The organism is Lactiplantibacillus sp. 30.2.29, assembly GCF_018991255.1.
GTDB lineage: Bacteria > Bacillota > Bacilli > Lactobacillales > Lactobacillaceae > Lactiplantibacillus > Lactiplantibacillus pentosus.
Genome location: NZ_JAGYGU010000022.1, coordinates 1 through 22,252 on the forward strand (window position 1 = coordinate 1; position 22,252 = coordinate 22,252).

The window sequence follows — 22,252 nt, forward strand, 5'->3', positions numbered from 1 at the left end:
CTCAACATGCACAGTCTGTATGCTTGAACGGCCATCAAGTAGGATCATCTTTAACCTGGGGAACTGATGCTAATGGTTTTTGTGAGAAATGTGGTGCAAAAGTCATTAGCAAATGTCCAAATTGTGATTATCCAATTGCTGGATATTATGATGCAAGCGGAAATGGAATCATATTTTTATCAACTGGTCCAGTACCAATCCCTAAATATTGTAAAAACTGTGGCAAACCTTACCCTTGGACTGAATCGGCCATCAAGTCAGCACAGGACCTAATTAGTTACTCCGAGTTAAGTAGTGATGAAGTTAAGGACTTTCAAGAATCTATTCCTGACTTGCTGTCCGATACCCCTAAAACAAAATTAGCTAGCACTAAATTTAAGATTTATGCAGCTAAAGCCGGTACAGTAGTTGCTCAGGGACTACGTGATATCCTTGTTGACATCGCATCTGAAGCAGTCAAAAAATCTATCTGGGAAGTTTAGTACCACACTGCTCACAATAATTACCTGGATGCGTGTAACTCCTACAATTAGGGCATTTCACGTATCCATTTTTCTTTAGAAACAGATTTGTTAACCATCGCGGTAATCTCATCTATTTACCTCCTAACTAATCGTTGTCGTTCGGTCGAATTTTAAAAGTCTCAATAATTTTCAAAACTAGCTCGTTTGCTGCTGCTGACTTCTTGGTACCGGCAAGTACTTGTGTCATGTACATCTTTCCGACTCCAAACGTGGTGGTCAAACTTGTGATACTAATGTTGCGATCGTCAATGTACTTCTTGATTAATTCGCGACCTGCTAATGTTGTTGGCATTAAGCTCATCTCCTCCTAGCTATAAATATGTAAGCCAGTTCAATAACCATCTCAAAATAGTTTTAATAATTGTTGATTATTTTACACAAATGTTTTAATGTTAAGGCATAGCTAAATAAGCCTATATAAAGCCATTGATAAGCAATAAAACGTTGGGGAACGTCGAATACTTGTTAAATCAATACTTTTTAATATTGCGTGTTTGGTTATTCAATTAGCTTACTAAATTAATATTAAAACATTTGCATAATTGTGCCAAACTATTTTATGCATTTGTTTTAAATGCTATTTTTGAGAATGTGAGGATTGCTGTTATGACACTGTTTGAGCGAATAAAATTTCTTGCAAAAAAACAGGGAAAATCTGTTAATGATGTGGAATCGGAACTAGGATATTCGAAGAATACACTGTATCGTTTGAAGAAAACCAATCCTAGTGCCAAAAAGTTGGAAGAGATTGCAGATTATTTCGATGTCTCAACCGATTATTTGCTTGGCCGGGAGACTACAGCTCCATCATGGGCAACTGAGAACGATAAAATCGACCTTGACGAGTGGCTTAAGTCAAATGTCCCAATGGGTTTCCAAGGCATGGATATGAACGAGAAAACTAAAATCAAGGTACGGGCTTTCCTGGAAGGCGTGTTCTGGGGGGATAAACAAAAGCATCGGAATAATGATAATAAAAAGTAGGTGTTGTTGATGAGTAGTTACAAATTGTATCTACAGGTTCATCAACTTGCCGAAGAAATCGGAACTTTCGACCCTTTTATGATCGCGGACAGCCTAGGATACCACGTTGAATACGCAAACCTTGGCGACTTAGAAGGAATATGTACCACTGCCTAGAGTGGCGATGTGTACATCGGTATATCAGATGAGCTACGGGAGACACAAGGCAAGTATGCAGTGATGGCACACGAGTTAAAGCATGGCATTGACCATACTTCTTGCGCTGCACTTTATACTATTGGGAATCATTGGGAAGGCAATGGAACGCGAAGCTAATCTGTTCGCTTGTAGCGAACTTACCGCCCTATATAAAGAACAATATGGCGCCTGCCGATTTTAATGCCATTCAAATGGCGTATGGCTTGCCTGATGAGTTTTACGAATTAATGTTTTAATTTGTGAGGTGACTAAAGTGGAATTAGAAGAATACCATGATAGCAAAGACCTGGTATATCAAGGCAACGTACTGACTCAGCAAGATCAACGAACAATTGCCGAATTCTTTGAGCGAATAGCTAACCAAAACAAATAAAAAACGTCTCACTGCCGTTAACAGTAAGACGTGATAACCAATGATATTGATATACAAATATTATTATATCATTGGAGGACATGTAAATGAACTTGAAAAAGGCTGTGACGTTCGGGGCCATGTTGACAATCGGAATGGTTATGTCTGGATGTGGAAAAAGTCTATCTGCAGAGTCGCATGACTCACATAATGGGTTTACCATTCCTGTAACTGGAAAAAGTAGTGAGTCTGCCATCTATTGGAATACAGATGCCGATGGTACAAGCAAAGTAAAAACCAAAAATGGAAAGTTCTCATTTGAAATCCCCAGCAAAGCTCATAAATTTACAATTGATATCTCTAATAATAAAGATATGAGTGACGCAAAAACTATTGACTTTAAAGGCGAAACTGCCATCGCAGAATATTCAACTTTCTATGATGCTTATGATTTTCACGACGGCAACAGTATCAATTTTTTGCCAACTGCACCATTAGCTGATAAAAATTATGCTGATGACACCAAAAACAATGCTTTTTCAATCCATACAGATGATGGCAAACTGTTGGGGTTGAACGTCTATACTCAATACGATTATTCTTGGTTCAACGAGATTGTGTATGTCATTGGAGATAGTTTGAACGCAGATACCGCCACACTAGAAGCTGGTGTCAAATCTGCTTCTGAAAAGCCAAATCAATATATCACAAAAAAGTCAGGTAAAATAAATTATACCTTTGTTATCAACACCAAAAAGGATACCTATCAAATGTTTGTACACAGCTAGTAAATTAAAATAAAAAGAACCATACCCTCCAACCGACCAAAGTTTGGGATATGGCTCAACCTGAATTAAATCGCTAAAGGACTTAATGGCTCCTTAATGAAACCCAGTTACAAACACTATTGGATTATCTACTTAAGACGCGTAATAAGAACTTCACTAGCAAGTATATGATTATCACGGCACTTATGACTGGCATGCGTCCCGGTGAAATTCAAGGACTCAGGTGGCAAGACATCAACCCACTTTTCAATACCATCCAAGTCACCCAGTCCTGGAACGAAGCCAACCAGGCTTTTCAAGACTTAAAAAATGAGTCATCCCATCGGACCGTTCGTATTGACAAATGGCTGATTGGTATACTATCTGAAATACCAAAACGTGGCAGTCAAGATTTAGTATTTGTCAATCAATACGGTACTATTCCAACCTCATCAGCTATTAATAAAACCTTACGTGAGTCTTTGCATAACAACATTGTGCTTAAGGGATTTCATTTTCATTCGTGTCGTCATACTCACGTCGCTTACCTTTTAGCTCGCGGCATTGACCTCTATGCAATTTCTAAGCGACTTGGTCACAGTAATATTATTATCACCGCCAACGTGTACTCGTATCTAATTGACGAGTATAAAGCTAAGACAGATGATCAAATTGTAAAATCCTTAAGCAATCTCCGAGAACCAATCGCGAAATCACCTATTCAAAAGCAAAAATAATTTTGCGCATATTTTGCGCAAGGGTGCTACTAACGGCGCTATATCAAGCTCCAGAAATCCTGTACTCAGCCCTTTGCGCAAAAGAAGAATTTCAAACAATCGTCAATCCTAGGCATACTGTTAGATACCGCGCGCAAAATATGCGCAAAATGCTTTTCTTTTTTAGCCCTTTTTAGCCTTTTCTAAAAAAATAGAACCCTGACAAACGTTGATTTGTCGGGGTTCTTATTTCACTGACTGGTCTCTACTGCTTTAAAAAGGAGAGTACAGACTTTCGAGTGTACTACTGTATCATTGATATCAAGCCTTTTAGCGTCATCATTTTTGGTGAGTGCACCAAAAGTGCACCGTATTAATTGACCTGAGAGAGTGCTTTTAAGGTCCGTTCGTCTTCCTGTTGTTGGTCTTCTTTAATCATATGAGCGTAGACGTTACGAGTGATGGAACTGTTCTTATGGCCCAACCGTTTGGAAATGTATTCCATCTTCACGCCACAATAGAGCAGGTAACTAGCATGGGTGTGCCGCAACCCGTGAAAACTAATCCGTTTAATTCCCAATGAATCGGAGTATTTTTTAAGCAAGTTATCACACGCTCCAGGGGATGGAATACGACCACGCTTGTTCATGAAAACTAGATGATCTGGGTTATCCAATTTAGCTGCCATCTGTAAAGCATGCAGTGTTTTAAGATGATTTAAAAGATCGTCAGTTACAGTTATTGTACGAATACTAGATTCAGTTTTTGTTTTCTTAAATTTTTGGCCATAAACATAATCCCATGACTTATTAACACGGATAGTCTTATTTTGCCAATCGATATCAGTCCAAGTCAGAGCAGAAACTTCGGCTACTCGCATACCAGTTAGTAGGCCAGTATAGATCATTGATTTTCCAGTAGAAATTAGCTTGATATTTTTATTGACTTCGATAGCTAGCGTTTGCATGTCTTTTGCGTCAAGGTATTTTAGTTGCGCAGATTTACCAGCGTGGCCACCTAATTCAACATGCAAACAGAAATCAGTCTTTATTAAATTATCGGCTACAGCATCGATAATTGCAGCATGAATATGGCCATGCAATTTTTCAACAGATGATTTGCTGTGATATGGTTGATCATCTGCCAGTTGTCGCTGTGCACGCTGCTTAGTGTTACCGTGCACAAATTCATTAATAAATTGTTGATAACGTAACCTGGTCATTGACGATAGTTGAATGTTGGGTAGTAGCTCCACAATTTGACGAAGAGTATATCGATATTCTTGCTCTGTAATTCGTGCAACTTTGCCAAATTTATAGGTTTCTAACCATTTCTCGTAGTAATCTGTAAAGAAAGTCGTTGTGTCAGTTTTCCCTATGGATTGGTCAAACTTAGCTTGTTCCAATTTAGTCGCCCACTGTTCAGCTTCTTTTTTACGAGAAAAGCCACTCTTATTTTTAAAGTGCCGTTTGCCAAACTCATCATAGTAACTAACACGAACAGCCCATTTGCCATTTTTCTTTTTAATACTTGCCATTTTAATTTCCTCCTTAAATTTCACCTAGGCGGGTAGAATTTTAAGGACTTGTAGGCATCACCTCCTTAGTTGTGATAATATTATGTATGTAAAAAGAGCGGAGTAATCCACTGGTTTTTATTGGTAGCACATCCATCTTCTTGGCGGGAGCGGATGTGCTTTTTGTAACATAAACATTAGTCTATGCTTTTTCTAAATAGTCACCGACCTCGATGGTTGAACTTAGCTCAGTGCCAGTTATTGCATTTAAGTCAACATCTAGATGATGATAGTGAGCTGGCACTTTTTCCGGAGTGCCAAGATATTTTTGACTATTAATGTTAGATAATGCAGAACTCATTCCTAACAGCCCCGTATAAGTCTTTTTTTCTTCTACATATTGGCTTTTGTATACAGTAAAATGTTCTTCAACTTGCGTTGCCGTGACAATTGCCTTTTTTAGTCCCAAGAATCCTAGTGATTCGTGTGTTTCAGGGTCAATAATATCTTCACCGTCGCTTTTACCAACGACATTATATTTGGTACCTTTAATAATATCTGCATCTTTCCCTCCTTTACCAACAAGTGTAGTATCATCTATTATTTTAACAATTCGTAAATCCTTACTCATTTTTCATTTCTCCCGTTCTAATAATTTTTGCTTCATTTCAATAAATGGAGTAAGCTGTGTCATCAAAAATGGTTGTGTAAGAACTTCATCTTTTATAGATGAAGTTAATATTTTTTCTACTTGTTGATACAAAAAATCCGTATTGGGAGATTCTGCCAGCATGTTAACAATAATTGACAAAGATTCTCTGGATAATTTGTCATTTTGTTCTTCAAGATTTTTAATTTGATCATTATACTTGTCAAATTCCAACTTATTTTGTTTTACTTGACGTATTAATCCCTGTCTATTTTGGTCTGAAAGTGCTAAATTATCTTCGATAGATTTATTTTGATTGACTAAATCTTGATTACTATCGCCCAACTGTGTAACGTCACCTTTTAAATCGTTAATCTCAGATTTTAAAACAGTGGTGTTATACCATTGTGCTACCAAGATGACTGTTACCCACAGTGCAAGCATTGATGGTATAATAAAACGCAGTAAAAAGTTTATATGGAATCCCCCCAAAGCAACGAATCCAATGATTGTAATAATTCCAATAGCAAGACTATTTATCTTTTTCAAAGGTATCAATTTTTTCATAGCGAGGTGAAATTATGGACACTAAAAATTTGTCTAGTAACCAAATTAGCTCCTTTCTAAACTCATTAAGTTACTGGGAAAGCATTAATTTGAGGTCTACACTGCTTAAAGCTCAAAATAAGGGAATGTCAAGCGAAGATGCATACGAACAGGCAACCTTAGATTATGAAGATCCGAAAAACTTAGAGTTTGATTTTGAAAGAGCACTTAAAACTGGAATTTAAGTGCTTTTTTGTTACAACGCGAGCGGCAGGAGTCGAACCTGCATCTGTTAGTATCTAGTCAGCAACTCAAAGGAGTACTATTCTACCGTTGAACTACGCTCGCATGTTGCCCGCTAGGCTGGTAACGGGCTAAAAACATTTTACATATTTAACGTGATGTCGAAGGTCTTATCAGAATTGTTATCATCCATATTATCGGTGTCATAATGGGCATCAAACTTAAACCTTATACTTTTTAGTGACGAAGTGGAATCTAAGCTCTTAACAGGAATGGTTACATTTCCAGATTTTGTAGCACCTTTGGCGATGTCACCGTCCCACGATTCTAAAGAATCTGCTTCATGTTGTTCACCGTTACTATAAATTGCCGTCCCTTGTGTTGGATAGATGGATATGTCTCTAGTAGGCGAAATTACAAAGTGAATACGAACAAATCCAGAAGCTTGGAAAGTACCATCATTTGCTGATTTATATTTATACGAATGGGCTAATTTGTAGACCGTTACTTTATCAACTTTAACAGTGGCTGCGTTCCATGATGTATCTGAATAATTAATTTTATACGTCTTTTCATTTGCTACATTGTATGAATCATAGTCAACGCTGATAGTTTTTGAAGCTGTTGCGGCAGGCTTAGTTTCGGATGTCGTAGTTTTGTGAGCAGTTGCTTTTGAACTGGTGGTCGTAGTTTTGGAAGAAGAATCATCTGATCCGCCGGTAAACGCAGCAATTCCAAAAATTACTAGAATTACAACTATAACCCAGATCCACCATTTCTTGTACCATGGTTTCACTGCTACATAAGTATTCCCGTTTTCATCTTGAATTTTTTTAGCCATTTCAGTCCCTACTTTCTAATAAGTGCAATAATCCCAGTAATAATAAACAGGATTCCGCCAGCAATACCGAAATCTCCACAAAGTAATAGTAGGATAATGCCGACAACGATTATTGCCCAGCTAAATAAAGTATGCTTTTTGTTTAGAAAGAAGACAAAAGAAAAAGCGAGAACTGATAACAGGATTCCTAGAACTAGTTTTCCTGTATAAATACCACCGCCCCCGAAAGCATCGACAAACGCAGCCGCTCCAAAACCAGATGCTAGCGAGATGACGGAAACAATCATACTAACTACAGATAAAACTATTTCTATAGTCCTTTTTCTGACCTCATTATTTGATGGGCTTACCATCTTATAGGTTTGACCGTCTGCTCCCTTTATTTTTTTTGACACAACACAATACCTCCAATAAATTTCAGCTTTTACCGACATCCGTATCTGGTCTATAGTTAGCTAATCAGCATAATACTCTCTAATTTTGATGATTACATAATCCTCCATGAACGATGGAACTTCGAATTCCTCCATAAAAGTGTATGGATCTGCAAATTCTCTTTCCATATCTCGAAAATAAATAGGAATCAATATATCGATAGCTCCGCGGTTAGCCTTAGCCTCAATTGGGGTTTTGGCAGTCCCACTGTAATATAATACCCCAGAATCTTGGTTCAACACATGTGAGGCTTCATGTGCAGTTATATACGGTAGTTGACGTTGCTTGTACCATTTCGTATTAATTACTATTTGCCTGTTATGAGGATTTGACCCAGATGGGGTGTGTGAAGAAAAATCACCACACAAAGTAATTCCAATTCCGTGATCGAATACGTAGTCTAACACCTCTCTAAAATAGTCAATCATTATTTCTACCACCTCTCAAAAGACGTTTCATCAATTCTAAGTCTTCAGGAGGTATTGGCTTACCTTCAAATGTCATAATGACATCATCATCAGCAATATCAACGTGTTTTGGTTTTTTTGAAGTAGAATTGTCATCCGTTTTTCCTAATAAGTAATCAACAGAAACATTTAGAACATCGGCAACGGCTTTTAAATTATTGATACTAGGCTCTTTGACTTTCCATGAATAAATAGTATTTTTGCCTAAATTCGCCTTGTCGTTAACTTGGGTTAGACTAAATCCGCGTTTTTTTGAAACTTTTTTTATTCTATCCAATACTGTCATATCAATGATTTCTCCAAATTCTATGACAAAACAATTAGACTTAGACTAATTAATTGTTGACTATTTTTAGACTAAGACTTATTATTGATTCATCAAGTAATTAAGCAACAAAAAATATACCTATCAAAACAATAACTTTGGCGAGAGATTGCGATAGTAGTAGGTTTTAAATTGCTTATTTCGTATGCACTCATTTTAGACTAAGTCTAAATATAAGTCAATAACTTGATGAATAAATTACGAAAGGAGGAATAAAAATGCCAGAACAAACAATCGAGGATGTCGCATTGGAAATTGAAATTAAATACAAAAATGCATTGAGCCGCCACAAAATTTCTCAAAAAGAAATGGCTGAAATGCTTACCACTAAGTCTGAAAAGGTCACACCGTCACAAGTTAACCGTGCGATCAAAGGTGGTAACGAACCCAAGTCAAGGCGGATTCGGTCACAAATGGCCAAAATTTTAGGAATTCAATGAAAGGAATGATCACATGAATGATTTAGTAATTATGAAGAACCAGCAAGCTGTTACTAGTAGCTTGCAAGTGGCTGAAACGTTTGAGAAAGAACATCGTAATGTATTAGCAACAATTGGGGGTCTGCTTAAAAATAAGCATACCCAACACATGTTCGCAAAGGAGACATATATTAACGAACAGAACGGTCAATCTTACCCAATCTATTATATGAACCGTGATGGTTTTACTTTGTTAGCAATGGGATTCACTGGTACTAAAGCACTTAAATTTAAACTTCAGTACATTGAAGCCTTCAACTTTATGGAAGAACAAGTAAAATTGCCAACATCCCCACGAGAGATTGCCAGATTGGCGCTGCAAGCCAATGAGGAAACTAATCAGCGCCTAGATAGCGTGGAGGGCGATGTGAAAGACCTCAAAGAGAACCAAGTTATTCCTAATCCTGAATATAGTGCACTTAGCCGTCGGGTTAATCAACGGGTGTCAGAAGTGGCTCACAGTTATGGGCATATCACACAGAAGCAGCGTGGCGAGCTGTTTAAAGACATTAACGGTGGCATCAAGAAGATTGCTAACGTGAGCGCTCGGTCAATGCTACGCAAGAAGGACTACCAGATGGTAATGGACTTCATTAATGATTGGGAGCCGTCTACAGCAACTAAGACAATCATTCGACAGACGTCACTTCGATTAGACAAGGAGCCAGCATAGGAGGTAAAACAATGGAATTTGAAAATGTACGTGAAGCACTGAAATTCTTGCTTGAGTATAACGATACGATGTTGAACCCTAACCTTAAATCTCGGGTTAATGGTGGTAAGTGGGAGCCGAGCGCAGTTAGCGAAGTTCAAGCGACGAACTATGACGCTTTAGCACAAGCAGCTGACATGCTTGGTATGAGCGGCCTTTACTTAAACGAGCAGCCAGCATAGGAGGTGAAGCAAATATGAGTAAATGGGACACGCGAGCATTTTTAAAATCTGATAGGTTTTCAAAGGCCAAATCAGAAATAGAAAAAATCCTGTTTAGCAATGATCTGTCGTATAAGGAGGCCTTTCAGCTAATAGGCGCTATCCAATCAGATCTTGAAGCCAAACAGGAAGAAGAAAAGGTTAATTAATCGGGAAAGCGTCCCGAATAATGTTCGAGGGCATGCTTATAGTTATCTTCGAATATTTCGATTCCTAATCGAGCATCGTACGTATAGTGATGAGATTTAGCCTTATCTTTTTCTTCAGCAATATCTGAAATGGTCATGGCTTGAGCGGCATATAGTGCCATTTCATGTTCGCGATGAGAGCTTTTCATATTTATCACCTCGATTAATTGGGATAACAAAATTATACACCGAAAGGAGTGGCCAGGATGGACAGTTTGGTAAGTGCTTTGTCGAAGCTTTTCACGCAAGCATATGAACAGGGAGTTGCGGACGGGCGTAATCAGCAGGCTGTTGATCACAAGATGATTGGACGCAAAGATTTCTACTCTGAGTTTGGAATCAAGGTTGATTCATTCGACAAGCACTATCGCGACAAAGAGGGCTTCCCAAAGCCAGAAGAAGATGGCAAATGGTACGCCCCAGCAGTCGAAAATGGTTATTGAATCATCAGAATTTAAGTAACTAAAACCTAGGCGGGTAGATGATGATTCAATTCATAAGGAGGAATTGCCATGGTAGAAGTAGCAGTATTAACCTGGGCGCTAACATCCGTATGGTACAAGCGCCGGGAGATTAGAAACTGGTTTGGAATTTAGGAGGAAACAATATGTATGAAGAAGACATTGAGCACGCGTTAAGAGCACGTAAGTATAACGCAATTCGTGCAGATGAACGTGAGCTGATTAACGCTATCACATACGATACAGACGGAATCATTAAGCGGCGCCCGTGCTTTGGCTATTCGGAAGAATTTATTGGTGAGTTGCAAGAACACGATATTAACGTTTGCGAGCCAGATAAAAATTCTGATGAGAACTGGACGTTCACATTGCCACCAATGTATTAGGAGGAATGATCATGAAAGTTCATGTAGGTGATCGAGTGAGTTACAAGGCTGAATATAGTTGTGGTCAGCTGATAAGAGAAGCCGGCGTTGGCAGAGTAGTTGAAATCAAGTCAATTCCGTTCACGTTGCGCACAAAAAAAGATGTAGCTGTAGTAAAAGAGAATGGCCAGCAATTTGAAATCATTACTAATGGTATTCAAGTAATTAAGTAGGAGGAATGATCATGCAAAAAGTATCAATTTTACCACTCCACGAGTGGAAACGAGCGCAAAAAAAGCCATCGCTAGTAGCGGCTAACGATGGACTAATGGAAGAGATGATTAGTACCAACATTTACTTTATTCCAAAGCAGTCTCGTTTGCAAGCTAAAAGACAAAAATACTCCCTACTGGAGTGAATTACAAGAGTAGGGAGAAAGAAAACAATTCAAGGTGTGCGTATATATTAACGCTAACTCGAAATGTTTGCAAGTACTAAGAAAGCGAGGACAGTAGTTATGGATAATCCATTACCTTACAAAGAACAACAGGATTGTATTCTTCATGGTATTACACGGATTGCATTAATCGATCCACAAGAATTAACTCCAGAATTGTGTCTAATCGAAAGTAATATGGCAATGGCGTTTTGCTTGAATTCATGGATGTTTAATAGGGGGCTTAAATAATGGCGAACGAAGTAATTAATCTGCCAGACTACACGGTGGACTATCAACCGGTACCAATCAAAATTAACAACTTGGAAGGATTGCAGGCGTCCATTGCGCAATATGTATCGCTAAAGCCTAAATTTGAGTACGAAAAAAGCTGCTTGAGTATTGGTAGTACCCGTGTAGCGAAGACGCTTAATAATTTTATTTTCGAGTTCAATTGTACCCCAAAACTGTCGTTAAGACAACGTTTCGCATGGAGGTGGGCGAAATGAACGGCTACGATAGCTGGTTAATTGACCAAGAAGAAGCTGTGGAAGGCTGGCGCGATGATGAGCCTACCGAGGACGAGCTGATTGAAAGTGGCGTCATTGCTGATGAGGAGAAAGATGAGAATGATTAAAGAAGAGACTGCGGGCATGACGCTCGATGAAATGGAAGCCAGGCTTGAGCAGGCTACCCGAGATAAGAAGGCCTTTAAAAAGGCCATGCTAAAACCACAAATGGAAGTTGATAAGTATCGAAAGGCCATCAAGACGGTAGATGACCAAATTGACCAACTACAAGAATTACAGCGAATGGCAATGGGTGATCAAGAACAAGTTGATACTGAGTTCTTTCACTTCAAAATGGGCACCGTTAACCCTAGTACGTCTCGTAACTGGAACATTGAACGAGATAAGGACGCGACACCCAAAGAGCTTACAGCAGTCTTTGAACGTTTTGACGATACATTAATCAAGACGACCCGAAGCGTGAATGAGACCGAAATCAAGAATCGGCTAGCAAATGGCGAGTTTTATGTAACGCCTGACGGTAAAATTATGGACTCAAGTCTTAATGCACTGCCGGGATACTCCGGATCACTCAAGAAGCCCAAAATTTCCGTAAAAGCTAAGGAGGACTAAGGATGAATGAGAAGCTTAATCTGATGCAGAAACTTAATAAGGCTGCTAAGTCAATTGGCGCGGTTCATAAAGACGGTAAGAATAGTTTCCAGAACTATGAATTTCAATCCGAAGGAGCTATCAAAGCTGCGGTTGAGCACGCAATTCAAGGTGTTGGAATTCGAATTATCCCGAATTACGAGATTATCAATCAATATGATAAAGCCAGCAAGAAGGGCGGTTCAAACCACTTTGTTGACGTCATGGGGACGTTCTTAATCACAGACGGTTCAGAGTCACAGACAGGTTCAATGCCCGGAAGTGGCCAAGATAACGGTGAGAAAGCGATAGCTAAAGCTTGTACAAGTGCTCAGAAGTACTTCTACAAACAGCTTTTTAACATCACTGACCAGGAAGAAGATCCAGATACAACTAACAGCAATGCAACTGATGGTGAGCCGCTTATTGATAGCCAGCAAAAGAACCGCATAGACAGACTGTTTGAGGCTCTGGCGGGAGTGACAAACAAGGATAAGGAATTTGTTGCTAAAGCTTACCTCAAGAAGGTTGGCAGCGTTGATAAGCTGACACACAGTAGTGCTAACACGTTAATTGAGTTGGTCACTAATAAATTAAATTCGTACGTTGACAAGGAGGACCAATCAGCATGAGACAAATCACTATTTCAGGAAACTTAGGTAAGGACCCCGAAGTGCGACAAACGCAAAGCGGTATGCAAGTTGCTAACTTTAGTTTAGCAGTAAGGCAGAATCACCCGGATGATCAAGGCAACTATGGCACTGACTGGTTTCGATGTGCTGTCTGGGGTAAGCGGGCTGGAACGATTGAGCGATATTTCCATAAAGGCAATCATGTTTTGGTAACAGGTACGTTTGAAGTTGATGAATACAACGGACAAGCACAGCTAGGAGTGAACGTCACTGATTTTGATTTACCGGATCGTGAAAGTAACCAGAGTAAATCACAGTCAAATAATCAAGCGCCACACCAGCAACCAGTGCCTTCAGCTGGCGGCCAAATTGATATTACGGACAATGACTTGCCATTTTAAGTTGAGGTGATCGTGTGGAACTGCTACCGACTAAGTTAATTGAAAAAGATGGCGAGTGGTATCAGGTTCAGAAGCTCATCCATAAGCCTAATCTTGACCATGTTGAGACGGTAAGTGGTTCTGCTGACGAATACTACACGTACTCGGAATTAGCTGACACACGTAAAGCTAGGCCACAACAACGACGCTTGTTCTTCGCGTTGCTTAGTGACATCTATACGTGGTCAGGTATGCCGACAGACTTCTTGAAAAACTTGTTTTATTTGCAGTATGAGTCATATACGTTTGGCAAGCAGATTAGCCTGTCAGACACCACAGAATCGTCTGTGAGCGATGCTAACCGGTTACTCGACCTAGTCATCGACTTCATGTTTGAGTGGCACGTGCCGTTCAAGGAAGGCTATAAGCTATTGCCACGTGAGCAAGAGTATTACCTGTTCCAGTGTTGCCGCCATCGAGTTTGCATGATCTGCGGTAATCGTGCTGATATCCATCATGTAGACGTTATCGGAGCCGGCTTGAACAGAACACACGTTGACCACACCAAACGGCACGTTATGGCATTGTGTCGAGTCCATCACAGCGAGATTGAGCAAATTGGCTCCGTGGCATTTAGTGCAAAATACCACGTCCCAGTAGATGGCATAAAACTAGATAAAGAAACGTTGAAACGAATTGGCTTGAAAGGTAAATACAGCAGTGACTAATACACCGGGATGAGGTGAGAATCTTGAAAGAAGTTTGGAAGAAAATAAGAGGATACACAGGTTACGAAGTATCAAATTTAGGGAGAATCAAATCTAATGGGAGAAAAATCATTCAATCAAATGGTCATCCGATGACCTTGCCATCCAAAATATTAAAGCTCTGTGTGTCAGATCGTGGATATTTGTATGTAGTCTTGACAGAAAACAAGAAGCATAACACTAAAAGGGTTCACCGATTGGTTGCAGAAGCGTTTATTCAAAATCCATACAACAAGCCACAAGTGCATCACATAAACCATGTTAAAAGTGATAATCGTGCAGATAATTTGATGTGGGTGACTTCCAAAGAAAATGTGTCGTTTGAGCAAGACAGAACTTTTTATATCAGAGATAGTCATGGAAGATTTTTAAATGTTCGCGTGAGAGGAGAGGACAAAATGGTGTTTGTATTATCGGATAATAATGCCGTAATCGCTGTATTCTCAAACAAAGAGAACGCACGTACCGCCAGAAAAAAGCTTAGAGACCAAGAAATAAAGATTACAGCTGTACCGTTTTGTCACAGTGCTAAGTTGAATTGAGGTGATATAGATGAATAACCTTTTAATTAGTGAACCACCATTACAAGTTCTACCTACACTGGCAGTAAGAGTTGGGTTAAAAGAGGCAATCGTATTGCAACAATTCCATTACTGGTTACAGCGTTCTGGTAATAACAGAGATGGGTATAAATGGATTTATAACAGTTATGATGAATGGCACAAACAATTCCCGTTCTTTAGCAAGGTGACGCTACGAAGGACAATCAATAGCTTAGAAAAGCAAGGATACTTGATCAGTGGAAATTATAATAAAGCCGGTTTTGACAAGACTAAATGGTATCGGATTGATTATCAGCGTATGAGCAAAGCATGTGATCAAAATGATCATACGAGGTGCTCAAATCGATCACATGCAGGTGATCAAAATGAGCAGACCAATACCAATAGATTACCAGAGACTACTACAGAGACTACAAATAATAAACGTCCCAACTCAAAAACCGAGTATGGACCCGATGATCCACCCTACAAAGTAGCAGTCCATTTGTTGACCAGAATTAAGCAACGGCAACCTGACTTTAAAGAACCAAACTTACAGAAATGGGCTAATGACATCCGTCTAGCTCATGAACGTGATCATCGTGATTATGGAAAATTAGATTGGCTAGTAGATTGGTCACAGGATAATTCATTCTGGCAAGCAAACATTTTGTCGGCAGGGAAGTTACGAAAGCAGTATGACACGCTCATTGGTCAGGCTGAACGTGATCGCCCGACTAATGTTGCGCCACAAACGCGAGAGGACTGGTTTGGCTAATGGAAAATGTAACGAAGTTATTCAATCAAACCACGATTCAGAAAGTAGTAGCGGCTAGAGGAATTGATACAACTAAGTTGCCGACCAAAGAAGAATTGGATCATCAAACGATTGACCGTGCCAATGCTAGCGTGATTGCTAACCGAAAACGATATTACTATCGTATGTCAGTGTGGTCTGGCGGTGTACCGTTACGATTTAGCTTTAATGATTGGCAAGTCGATAAACAGCCTAATCAAGCTAAAGCTAGAGAACTTGGTAATCAAGCATTTAAGTTAGCTAGGCAATTAGAGACTAACCAGTTCAACGTAGCACTTGCAGGCGGACCCGGCGTTGGCAAAACATCATTAGCGCTAGCAATTATGTACCAGCTAATGAGCGTAGGGCAGACAGCAATGTTTGTCTCAACAGCTGAGTTGCTACGGCTGGTTAATGAAAAGTATGAAGCACCGGATGTACGTCAACGTTTACTATACATTCTAAAAGATATGCAAAACGTTGATGTTCTAGTTTTAGACGATTTTGGTACTGAAGGCGGTAAGCCAACTGAAAAGGGGTTCTACAAGCCAGTACACAAAGATTTGCAGACACTGATGTATCAAGTGGCGAATGCACGTTGCGATTTTGATCATAACGAAGTCAAACATATAACCATCATTACGACTAACAACACACGTAAGCAATTAGAAAGTATGTACGACGGCAAAACAATTGATCGTTTATATACCAAGGACACTAGCTGTCAATTGCTGTTTGACAATATGGAAGGAGTCAGAAGTGTATGAGTTGTGAATTATGTCATGGTAGTAAAGTCGTTCAGCAACCACTTGGGAGTTATGGTTTCACGTTTGGACCATGCCCGAATTGTACGAATGAGATACATGCTCATTACGAGCAGGAGCTTGAAAGGAAGTTAGTCTATGGCAAGCAAAAATTGGCTTAAAGAGCTGGAAGCCATTCATAAGCTAGAAGCGAGATATGGCAGCATGGATAACGTGCCACCAAGCAAACTAGCTAACCTGCATAAGATGCCCGGAATTAAGGCCGTATCAGGCGATTACACGGAGATTACGCGTACCCAGTATAATGCCATTAAATTAGTCATGAAAGGCAAGCAAGGTAAAACTAGGACGTCTCGGGAGCTAAAACACAGTAACGCTTGGCTTGATAATCGTATTCGTGCGATTGACGAAAACAAATACTACATTACGGAGGACAAAGATGCCTAAACACACTAAGAAACGTTCAACGATTAAACGGAAGCACCGGCGCATGAAGCAACATGCCGAAGCAAACAAAGCTAAGACGCTGGATAGTAAGCAATTGGCCAAGGAATATGGGCCGTACAACATTCGCAAGCGGGCGTTTGAAGCGTTCGGGGAGGGCTGAAAATGGCTTATATATTGATGATTAATAGTGATGTGGCAGCTGTATATTCCAATAGACAAGCCGCTAGAAAAGATGCGAAACATTTCAGAGAAAAGGGGCAGAACACGTCAATTATGACTGTTCCTTACCATAAGCAAAGTATCTTGGAATGAAACTAAGCAAGGAGATGGCGGACGATGATTAAGTTTAGAGCGTGGGACAAAGTTCAGAAAGTCATGATGGTTCCTAGAGACATGCAAACTGATTCAGATGGCAACATCTTCTATGTTGAGGCTAGGAGCTTAGACGGTGAATATGATGAAGGTGACCTGGATGTATTTGAGCTGGAACAGTTTACCGGTCTGACAGACGTGAACGGCAAGGATATCTATGAAGGCGATATTTTAGAAAATCGGAAGTATCGGTCAATTGTTAAATTTGCTAGAGGCAAATTTTTAGCTGACGTAGTTGGAGTTATCAGCAGATTTGACCTTATAGGTGAAATTCACGGTTCAAAAGTTATTGGCAACGTTCACGCTAACCCAGAACTGCTGAAAGGCTGATTTTAAGACATTTATAGAAAGCAAGCGTCAAATTTCCATTTTTACATCTTTTTTATAAAAACGTAAACAGGAGGGACACAAATGACTGACACCGAATACGCCAAAGCAATCAAAGTGAAAGCCACAGTTGCCAACCTGGAAATGAACGCGGCACTAACAACTGAGCAACAGGCACAAATTGGTCAGGACTTCATTGCTGACATTGCGGAGTTGAGTGATCGCGAGAGTAAACAAAAAGCCGCCTACTAGAGCGGCTACTGACATCTATGATAATTAAACTGACAGTTAATTATATCACAGAGGAGTGGCTGGCTTGGAAAGAACGACGAAGAAAATGGTCGAGAAGTACCTACGCGAATATCCACTAATTGATGGCCTAATTGCTCGTGAGGAGCTCAATATCATGTACCCTTATCAAGAACCTGACGAAAACGTTGGTGGTGGTCGTGCTCAATATAAGAAAAACGCTCCAACTGAGTATGCTGCTATCTCCGTGGTGGACAGCGAAACGATTCGAGCATTTCAGCATCGGAGAGATGTAATTGATCAGTGTTTGGACGAATGCGGTGAAGATACCGAAACACTGATATGCGAACTGTATTTTAGAAAACGCCAGCGTTACTCGGTTGAAAGCCTAGTAACTAATGGAATGATATTTGTTAGCAAGAGCAAAGCTTATTATCTAGTTGATAAGTTTATTGCCAAAGTAGCAAGCAAGCTTAACTTGTATGACGTATCTGATTTTGGCTAGTTGGAAAAAAGTTGGAAAAACTAGGCTTGAAATCGTGCTAAATTGGTAGTATGCCAAATGTGATTGACGTGCATGAAGTAATCCTCCAAATTACAGACTGGTAGTCGCTGTGGGCTAATTGGTAAGCCACAATGGAATGTAGGTTCGAGTCCTACCGGCGATATTTATGATCTAATTATATAAAAGAGCTTTCTAAATTAAGTGGTGATAATCGTGTCAAGACCAATTCACAGCAAGTACGGGTACGAGCCGCCTGAATGGGTGCAGGCTGATTCCCGGCTAGATAAGTGGTACAAGGATAAGAAGCGTCGTGCTAATAAGCATGGCGCTTTTAGTTTGGAAAAGAAACGGAGGAAGCAGCATGCCAAGGACAAGAAGATGCCGCTATCCTAACTGCCATGCGATGGTTGCTTTCCCTGACCACTATTGTCAGCAACACTATGAGCACGAAGCTGAGTACTTGGCTAGTCGGCAGCGTTGGGCACGTAGCAATGACAAACAATACACACACAAGTACAACACGGTCACGCGTTATCGCAATGAGGATAAGCGTCAGCAATACAACTTCTATCGGACAAGGCAATGGTCACATCTAAGACAACAAGTCCTAGAGCGTGACCATTACTTGTGTGCTTACTGCAAAGTGCAAGGCGTCATCACACCTGCTAAGACTGTGGATCATATTGTACCGATTGAGTTTGACGAAACACTGAAAGCTAATGTTGATAACTTAGCTGTTATCTGCAGTAAATGCCATCGTGCCAAGACGGACTGGGAAGAGGCATACTATGGCACTGGTCAAGGCAACGAGTTGCAAAGCGTAACGCCGATCAATGATGTATCGTCAATCGTTATGTTAATGGATAAGGAGTGAAGGTATTGAAATCATATTATATTGAATCAATCAATCTGTGGATTATTCACTTCAATGGTATCCTAGACCAACAGCAAAAGGATGCGATTATAAACATGTGGCATAAGCAAATAGGTGCCACTGATAAAGTTGTGGTATTAGATAAGACCATTGCACCTTTAGAAGTGATTAGTGGCAAGCTTACTTGGATGCAGAGACGATTACTAAAAAGGTTAATCCGGCGTCATGGATTAAATAAATGAGAAATAAAGTTTGAAATAAGTTAAATCAATTTATTGGCACTTGTCGTTCGATTTGAGCGGCTTTAATTTTATGAATGTAGTTAGTCACGATGAGAATTAAAACAACCCCCGCCCCCTAACACGTCCCAGGAAGAGCACACACATTGGCGTCATTTTGTGATAGAAACAATTTTTGAAAATTTTTAGGTAGGGGGGGGTCACCCAATAATGAAAGGAGGTAGATAAAATGAAAAAAACAGATAAAGACGTCAACGGTGGTCAATTAACACGTACACCTCCAGCTTACTTAGGACGGCAAGCTAAGGTCGTTTGGCGTCGATTAGTGCCTTTTTTAGAAGAAAATACCCCGGTTAAGCGCATTGATAGTGGGCTTGTAGAGCAATATGCTTCCCAATATGAGATTTATCGCAATGCGTATAAACATATTCAGGAAAACGGTGAAGTCCAAGCGATCTATAAAACGTTACAAGATCAGACCGGTAAAAAAATTGGTCGAGACTTCGTGGGTTACAAGCGTAATCCCATGACACAAATTTACGATTCAGCGGTTAAAAACCTGACTAAACTAGGCGCTGAATTAGGATTGTCGCCAAAATCGCGCAGTGATTTGTTGAAGCTGAACTTAGATGATCACAAAGACGAGCGAAGTATCAGTGATCGCATGAAAGAATTTCTAGGAGACTGATAATGAAGATTGATTTAACACAAACACATGATGTTATTGGGGCTTATCAATCATTAGACTGCTCAGCAATTCGCCAGCAATACACTGATCCGGGCACAAAGTATGCCTTTGACGTCCTCGATGAGAAGGTAACCACTGGCTATCTGATTAAGCTAGCGGCTTTTCGCCATATTCGAGACTTACAACGGCAAGGTAGCGTTGAATTTCCCTTTACTTATTCGGTTAAGAAAGTAGATCAAGTGCTTAAATTTGCTGCCATCTGCCCGAACGTTGATACGGGTGAGCCAACTAAGCTTATGCCGTGGCAAAAATTCATTATGGCTATGCTGGTTGGCTGGCGTAATGATGACGGTGGCAAGCGTTTCTCACGAGCAATTGTTTCCGTTGCACGTGGCCAAGGTAAAACTTATCTAATGGCGATTATCACTGCCTATAGTTATTTAATTGAGTCATTGGGATTATCTAACCAAGATTACTTAGTATCTTCTATTAATTACAAACAAACGAGCAAGATTCTAGGCTACATTAAGTCGATGCTAGCCAAGATTGCAACGATTGAACCATTTAAAACACTAATTAAAGATAGTGGATTGGATACACGGACACTTTCCTCACAGGCCGATCAAGTCACAATGAGCAAGACTAATAATAAGTTACGGGCAATCAGTCACGAAGCCGGCCAGTACGATAGCTTTCATTTCACAACGGCTATTTTTGATGAAATTGGCGAAATTAAGACACGACAGAAGATTTCTAAGATTGTATCAGGGCAAGTTAAGGTGCGTAATAAGCAATTTATTCAAATCTCGACTGCATATCCTGATCCAACTGTGCCATTCCATGATGATGAACGTATGATTCAGCAAGCTATGGAACAAGATTATTTGCGCGATGCTGATACATATTTGGGGCTTATTTGGTCGCAGGACAATCTGGACGAAACTTATAAGCCTGATATGTGGGTTAAAAGCAATCCCTTGCTAGATTTACCGAGCCAACGAGAAGTGCTGCTAAACGGCTTGACAGATAAGCGTGATTCTGACGCTTTGTCGGGTACGCTCAACGATTTCCAAAATAAAAACCTCAACTTGTGGCTAGAACAATCGGCCGACAGCTTCTTAAAACTACCCGACGTTGAGCGAGCTATTATATCATCATTTAGTTTTGATGATCGGCAAGTCTATATTGGCTTTGACTACTCGATGTTTAGTGATAACACGGCGCTAGCGTTTGTATTTCCTTATCGTGATAATAATGACAAACCACGATGGTTTATTTATCAGCATAGTTTTATCCCCTGGCAGAAAGCTGGTTCGATTGAAGCTAAAGAAAAGCAAGACGGTATTAATTATCGGAACTTAGCTCAAAAGGGATTTTGCACAATTAGTAGCCATCCTCAAGGACTAATCAATGATGAGCAAGTTTATCAGTGGTTACTCAACTTTGTTGAACGGCATCGGCTGGAAGTTGTTTTCTTTGGCTATGATGCGTGGGGGCTAACACCTACAATCAAGCAGCTAAATTTGAATTCTGGTTGGCCGTTGCAAGCCGTTCGGCAGCGGACTAGTGAATTGAAGGATCCAACTAAGTTTTTGCAGACAATGTTTGTTGAAGGGTCAGTTGACCGCTTCGATGATCGAATTATGGAAAAGGCGTTATTAAATGCTGAAATTTATGAAGACAAAATTGGTATTCAAGTCGATAAAGCCAAGGCCACACTGAAAATTGATGTAGTTGATGCGTTAATTGACGCCTTATTCCAAGCCATGTATCACTTTGAAGACTTTTCAGACGTAAACAATCCTGACAAACAGGTCGAACGTATGAGTGAAAAACAAGTTCTTGAATGGTTTAATAACCCGGAGTCAGGATTGCTAGGAGATGATATTGATGATTTTTAAACAATTTTTTGCAACTATCTGGCATTATTTTGATGTACTATGTTTCATTCTAGGTATGATTGCTGGGGTATATGCAGCCTTTTTATTTGGGCAGGCACAGGGCGTTCTAGCGATTGCCGTAGCTTTATTTTTAGTAGGCTGGCTTTCAGAAGTCGTAACAGCTGGCCAAAAAGGGGGTGATTGA

The 22,252-nt window shown here is 40.0% G+C and carries 43 protein-coding genes, 1 tRNA gene and 2 pseudogenes; 36 read left to right on the forward strand and 10 right to left on the reverse strand.

The genetic code is table 11. The features are described 5' to 3' along the window. Positions 1 to 482: DUF2321 domain-containing protein (locus KGF65_RS11930; protein WP_216786820.1), on the forward strand; the 482-nt coding region annotated here is incomplete at its 5' end. Positions 483 to 609: 127 nt separating this feature from the next. On the opposite strand, the gene KGF65_RS11935 is transcribed toward KGF65_RS11930, so the two are convergent. Then, on the reverse strand, positions 610 to 816 hold the full coding sequence (locus tag KGF65_RS11935) for a transcriptional regulator (protein ID WP_101873335.1): 207 nt from the start codon (positions 814 to 816) through the stop codon (positions 610 to 612). A 314-nt stretch (positions 817 to 1,130) separates the two neighbouring features. Between KGF65_RS11935 and KGF65_RS11940 the strand changes: the two genes are divergently transcribed. The 3 genes and pseudogenes from KGF65_RS11940 to KGF65_RS11950 form a co-directional block, all read left to right on the forward strand. Further along, a complete protein-coding gene (locus KGF65_RS11940) occupies positions 1,131 to 1,508 on the forward strand; it encodes a helix-turn-helix domain-containing protein (RefSeq protein WP_216748552.1) in 378 nt (125 codons plus the stop codon). Positions 1,509 to 2,165: 657 nt separating this feature from the next. Further along, a complete protein-coding gene (locus KGF65_RS11945; RefSeq protein ID WP_101873337.1) occupies positions 2,166 to 2,846 on the forward strand; it encodes a hypothetical protein in 681 nt (226 codons plus the stop codon). A gap of 104 nt (positions 2,847 to 2,950) precedes the next feature. Beyond that, positions 2,951 to 3,562 (forward strand): annotated as a pseudogene (locus KGF65_RS11950) (site-specific integrase); the annotation flags it as partial. Between the two features lie 352 nt (positions 3,563 to 3,914). Here the strand turns inward: KGF65_RS11950 and KGF65_RS11955 are convergent. The 3 genes from KGF65_RS11955 to KGF65_RS11965 form a co-directional block, all read right to left on the reverse strand. Further along, on the reverse strand, positions 3,915 to 5,078 hold the full coding sequence (locus KGF65_RS11955) for a site-specific integrase (RefSeq protein WP_105960649.1): 1,164 nt from the start codon (positions 5,076 to 5,078) through the stop codon (positions 3,915 to 3,917). A 181-nt stretch (positions 5,079 to 5,259) separates the two neighbouring features. Next, positions 5,260 to 5,688: a hypothetical protein gene (locus tag KGF65_RS11960; protein WP_105960648.1), complete on the reverse strand. Its 429-nt coding sequence runs from the start codon at positions 5,686 to 5,688 to the stop codon at positions 5,260 to 5,262. Positions 5,689 to 5,691: 3 nt separating this feature from the next. Further along, positions 5,692 to 6,273: a hypothetical protein gene (locus tag KGF65_RS11965; protein WP_216748553.1), complete on the reverse strand. Its 582-nt coding sequence runs from the start codon at positions 6,271 to 6,273 to the stop codon at positions 5,692 to 5,694. Between the two features lie 14 nt (positions 6,274 to 6,287). Between KGF65_RS11965 and KGF65_RS11970 the strand changes: the two genes are divergently transcribed. After that, complete coding sequence (locus KGF65_RS11970; RefSeq protein ID WP_072536200.1) at positions 6,288 to 6,497, forward strand: hypothetical protein; 210 nt, start codon at positions 6,288 to 6,290, stop codon at positions 6,495 to 6,497. Between the two features lie 17 nt (positions 6,498 to 6,514). Here the strand turns inward: KGF65_RS11970 and KGF65_RS11975 are convergent. The 5 genes and pseudogenes from KGF65_RS11975 to KGF65_RS11995 all read right to left on the reverse strand — a co-directional run bounded on the left by KGF65_RS11975 (position 6,515) and on the right by KGF65_RS11995 (position 8,524). Then, positions 6,515 to 6,600 (reverse strand): annotated as a pseudogene (locus KGF65_RS11975). Positions 6,601 to 6,637: 37 nt separating this feature from the next. After that, positions 6,638 to 7,336, reverse strand: a complete 699-nt coding sequence (locus tag KGF65_RS11980; RefSeq protein ID WP_015380507.1) for a hypothetical protein — start codon at positions 7,334 to 7,336, stop codon at positions 6,638 to 6,640. An 8-nt stretch (positions 7,337 to 7,344) separates the two neighbouring features. Further along, positions 7,345 to 7,731, reverse strand: a complete 387-nt coding sequence (locus KGF65_RS11985; protein WP_053338951.1) for a hypothetical protein — start codon at positions 7,729 to 7,731, stop codon at positions 7,345 to 7,347. Between the two features lie 60 nt (positions 7,732 to 7,791). Beyond that, positions 7,792 to 8,199: an ImmA/IrrE family metallo-endopeptidase gene (locus KGF65_RS11990; protein ID WP_027822122.1), complete on the reverse strand. Its 408-nt coding sequence runs from the start codon at positions 8,197 to 8,199 to the stop codon at positions 7,792 to 7,794. Continuing rightward, positions 8,192 to 8,524, reverse strand: coding sequence for a helix-turn-helix domain-containing protein (locus tag KGF65_RS11995; protein WP_216748554.1), 333 nt, complete (start codon positions 8,522 to 8,524; stop codon positions 8,192 to 8,194). The genes KGF65_RS11990 and KGF65_RS11995 overlap by 8 nt, the downstream gene beginning before the upstream one ends. Before the next feature lie 257 nt (positions 8,525 to 8,781). Between KGF65_RS11995 and KGF65_RS12000 the strand changes: the two genes are divergently transcribed. The 4 genes from KGF65_RS12000 to KGF65_RS12015 are packed head-to-tail and all read left to right on the forward strand — an operon-like array spanning position 8,782 to position 10,124. After that, positions 8,782 to 9,003: a hypothetical protein gene (locus KGF65_RS12000; RefSeq protein WP_216748555.1), complete on the forward strand. Its 222-nt coding sequence runs from the start codon at positions 8,782 to 8,784 to the stop codon at positions 9,001 to 9,003. A gap of 13 nt (positions 9,004 to 9,016) precedes the next feature. After that, positions 9,017 to 9,715, forward strand: coding sequence for a Rha family transcriptional regulator (locus tag KGF65_RS12005; protein ID WP_216748556.1), 699 nt, complete (start codon positions 9,017 to 9,019; stop codon positions 9,713 to 9,715). An 11-nt stretch (positions 9,716 to 9,726) separates the two neighbouring features. Further along, the gene (locus tag KGF65_RS12010; RefSeq protein ID WP_216748557.1) at positions 9,727 to 9,936 is read left to right on the forward strand and encodes a hypothetical protein; all 210 of its coding nucleotides are present in this window, start codon (positions 9,727 to 9,729) and stop codon (positions 9,934 to 9,936) included. A gap of 14 nt (positions 9,937 to 9,950) precedes the next feature. After that, entirely contained in the window at positions 9,951 to 10,124 is a 174-nt protein-coding gene (locus tag KGF65_RS12015) for a hypothetical protein (protein ID WP_003638300.1), read from the forward strand. Here the strand turns inward: KGF65_RS12015 and KGF65_RS12020 are convergent. Further along, complete coding sequence (locus KGF65_RS12020; protein WP_021336779.1) at positions 10,121 to 10,312, reverse strand: hypothetical protein; 192 nt, start codon at positions 10,310 to 10,312, stop codon at positions 10,121 to 10,123. The two genes, KGF65_RS12015 and KGF65_RS12020, sit on opposite strands and share 4 nt — an antisense overlap. 57 nt (positions 10,313 to 10,369) lie before the next feature. Between KGF65_RS12020 and KGF65_RS12025 the strand changes: the two genes are divergently transcribed. From KGF65_RS12025 to KGF65_RS12150, 27 genes are all read left to right on the forward strand, one after another. Continuing rightward, positions 10,370 to 10,606 carry a hypothetical protein gene (locus KGF65_RS12025; protein WP_253954441.1) on the forward strand — a complete coding sequence of 79 codons (237 nt, stop codon included), beginning with the start codon at positions 10,370 to 10,372 and terminating at the stop codon, positions 10,604 to 10,606. 164 nt (positions 10,607 to 10,770) lie between these two features. After that, a complete protein-coding gene (locus tag KGF65_RS12030) occupies positions 10,771 to 11,010 on the forward strand; it encodes a hypothetical protein (RefSeq protein WP_056953061.1) in 240 nt (79 codons plus the stop codon). Positions 11,011 to 11,021: 11 nt separating this feature from the next. Continuing rightward, complete coding sequence (locus tag KGF65_RS12035; RefSeq protein WP_050339960.1) at positions 11,022 to 11,222, forward strand: hypothetical protein; 201 nt, start codon at positions 11,022 to 11,024, stop codon at positions 11,220 to 11,222. 11 nt (positions 11,223 to 11,233) lie between these two features. After that, positions 11,234 to 11,407 (forward strand): hypothetical protein, encoded by a 174-nt coding sequence (locus KGF65_RS12040; protein ID WP_164906263.1) that lies wholly within the window; start codon positions 11,234 to 11,236, stop codon positions 11,405 to 11,407. A gap of 99 nt (positions 11,408 to 11,506) precedes the next feature. Next, the gene (locus KGF65_RS12045) at positions 11,507 to 11,677 is read left to right on the forward strand and encodes a hypothetical protein (RefSeq protein ID WP_164906264.1); all 171 of its coding nucleotides are present in this window, start codon (positions 11,507 to 11,509) and stop codon (positions 11,675 to 11,677) included. Next, positions 11,677 to 11,934, forward strand: a complete 258-nt coding sequence (locus tag KGF65_RS12050; RefSeq protein ID WP_065674638.1) for a hypothetical protein — start codon at positions 11,677 to 11,679, stop codon at positions 11,932 to 11,934. Before KGF65_RS12045 ends, KGF65_RS12050 begins: the two co-directional genes overlap by 1 nt. After that, on the forward strand, positions 11,931 to 12,062 hold the full coding sequence (locus tag KGF65_RS17295) for a hypothetical protein (RefSeq protein WP_279489459.1): 132 nt from the start codon (positions 11,931 to 11,933) through the stop codon (positions 12,060 to 12,062). Before KGF65_RS12050 ends, KGF65_RS17295 begins: the two co-directional genes overlap by 4 nt. Beyond that, a complete protein-coding gene (locus tag KGF65_RS12055; RefSeq protein ID WP_209042703.1) occupies positions 12,055 to 12,567 on the forward strand; it encodes a hypothetical protein in 513 nt (170 codons plus the stop codon). The genes KGF65_RS17295 and KGF65_RS12055 overlap by 8 nt, the downstream gene beginning before the upstream one ends. Before the next feature lie 2 nt (positions 12,568 to 12,569). Next, on the forward strand, positions 12,570 to 13,217 hold the full coding sequence (locus KGF65_RS12060; protein ID WP_216748558.1) for an ERF family protein: 648 nt from the start codon (positions 12,570 to 12,572) through the stop codon (positions 13,215 to 13,217). After that, positions 13,214 to 13,618, forward strand: a complete 405-nt coding sequence (locus KGF65_RS12065) for a single-stranded DNA-binding protein (RefSeq protein ID WP_216748559.1) — start codon at positions 13,214 to 13,216, stop codon at positions 13,616 to 13,618. The genes KGF65_RS12060 and KGF65_RS12065 overlap by 4 nt, the downstream gene beginning before the upstream one ends. A 14-nt stretch (positions 13,619 to 13,632) precedes the next feature. Continuing rightward, positions 13,633 to 14,325 (forward strand): putative HNHc nuclease, encoded by a 693-nt coding sequence (locus KGF65_RS12070; protein WP_216748560.1) that lies wholly within the window; start codon positions 13,633 to 13,635, stop codon positions 14,323 to 14,325. 23 nt (positions 14,326 to 14,348) lie between these two features. Continuing rightward, on the forward strand, positions 14,349 to 14,906 hold the full coding sequence (locus KGF65_RS12075; RefSeq protein WP_050480189.1) for an NUMOD4 motif-containing HNH endonuclease: 558 nt from the start codon (positions 14,349 to 14,351) through the stop codon (positions 14,904 to 14,906). 10 nt (positions 14,907 to 14,916) lie between these two features. Then, positions 14,917 to 15,684, forward strand: a complete 768-nt coding sequence (locus tag KGF65_RS17090) for a replication protein (protein WP_253954440.1) — start codon at positions 14,917 to 14,919, stop codon at positions 15,682 to 15,684. Further along, positions 15,684 to 16,469, forward strand: a complete 786-nt coding sequence (locus tag KGF65_RS12085) for an ATP-binding protein (protein ID WP_216748561.1) — start codon at positions 15,684 to 15,686, stop codon at positions 16,467 to 16,469. The genes KGF65_RS17090 and KGF65_RS12085 overlap by 1 nt, the downstream gene beginning before the upstream one ends. A gap of 135 nt (positions 16,470 to 16,604) precedes the next feature. Beyond that, positions 16,605 to 16,913, forward strand: coding sequence for a hypothetical protein (locus tag KGF65_RS12090; protein ID WP_050339967.1), 309 nt, complete (start codon positions 16,605 to 16,607; stop codon positions 16,911 to 16,913). Then, positions 16,906 to 17,073, forward strand: coding sequence for a hypothetical protein (locus KGF65_RS12095; RefSeq protein ID WP_128531230.1), 168 nt, complete (start codon positions 16,906 to 16,908; stop codon positions 17,071 to 17,073). The genes KGF65_RS12090 and KGF65_RS12095 overlap by 8 nt, the downstream gene beginning before the upstream one ends. A 2-nt stretch (positions 17,074 to 17,075) precedes the next feature. Then, entirely contained in the window at positions 17,076 to 17,225 is a 150-nt protein-coding gene (locus tag KGF65_RS12100) for a hypothetical protein (RefSeq protein WP_015640520.1), read from the forward strand. A gap of 24 nt (positions 17,226 to 17,249) precedes the next feature. Continuing rightward, the gene (locus tag KGF65_RS12105; RefSeq protein ID WP_159259118.1) at positions 17,250 to 17,615 is read left to right on the forward strand and encodes a YopX family protein; all 366 of its coding nucleotides are present in this window, start codon (positions 17,250 to 17,252) and stop codon (positions 17,613 to 17,615) included. Positions 17,616 to 17,696: 81 nt separating this feature from the next. Next, positions 17,697 to 17,864, forward strand: a complete 168-nt coding sequence (locus tag KGF65_RS12110; protein ID WP_216746962.1) for a hypothetical protein — start codon at positions 17,697 to 17,699, stop codon at positions 17,862 to 17,864. A 64-nt stretch (positions 17,865 to 17,928) separates the two neighbouring features. Beyond that, entirely contained in the window at positions 17,929 to 18,366 is a 438-nt protein-coding gene (locus KGF65_RS12115) for a transcriptional regulator (RefSeq protein WP_180895702.1), read from the forward strand. A 103-nt stretch (positions 18,367 to 18,469) separates the two neighbouring features. Beyond that, positions 18,470 to 18,529: transfer RNA gene (locus KGF65_RS12120), tRNA-OTHER, on the forward strand. A 50-nt stretch (positions 18,530 to 18,579) separates the two neighbouring features. Then, positions 18,580 to 18,759, forward strand: a complete 180-nt coding sequence (locus KGF65_RS12125; protein WP_216746964.1) for a hypothetical protein — start codon at positions 18,580 to 18,582, stop codon at positions 18,757 to 18,759. Further along, a complete protein-coding gene (locus tag KGF65_RS12130) occupies positions 18,728 to 19,240 on the forward strand; it encodes an HNH endonuclease (RefSeq protein ID WP_216746966.1) in 513 nt (170 codons plus the stop codon). Before KGF65_RS12125 ends, KGF65_RS12130 begins: the two co-directional genes overlap by 32 nt. A gap of 5 nt (positions 19,241 to 19,245) precedes the next feature. Beyond that, entirely contained in the window at positions 19,246 to 19,482 is a 237-nt protein-coding gene (locus KGF65_RS12135) for a hypothetical protein (protein ID WP_216768179.1), read from the forward strand. Positions 19,483 to 19,708: 226 nt separating this feature from the next. Continuing rightward, a complete protein-coding gene (locus tag KGF65_RS12140; RefSeq protein ID WP_216748562.1) occupies positions 19,709 to 20,167 on the forward strand; it encodes a phage terminase small subunit P27 family in 459 nt (152 codons plus the stop codon). Between the two features lie 2 nt (positions 20,168 to 20,169). Further along, positions 20,170 to 22,068 carry a terminase large subunit gene (locus KGF65_RS12145; protein WP_065674481.1) on the forward strand — a complete coding sequence of 633 codons (1,899 nt, stop codon included), beginning with the start codon at positions 20,170 to 20,172 and terminating at the stop codon, positions 22,066 to 22,068. Continuing rightward, complete coding sequence (locus KGF65_RS12150; protein ID WP_003644528.1) at positions 22,058 to 22,252, forward strand: DUF1056 family protein; 195 nt, start codon at positions 22,058 to 22,060, stop codon at positions 22,250 to 22,252. Before KGF65_RS12145 ends, KGF65_RS12150 begins: the two co-directional genes overlap by 11 nt.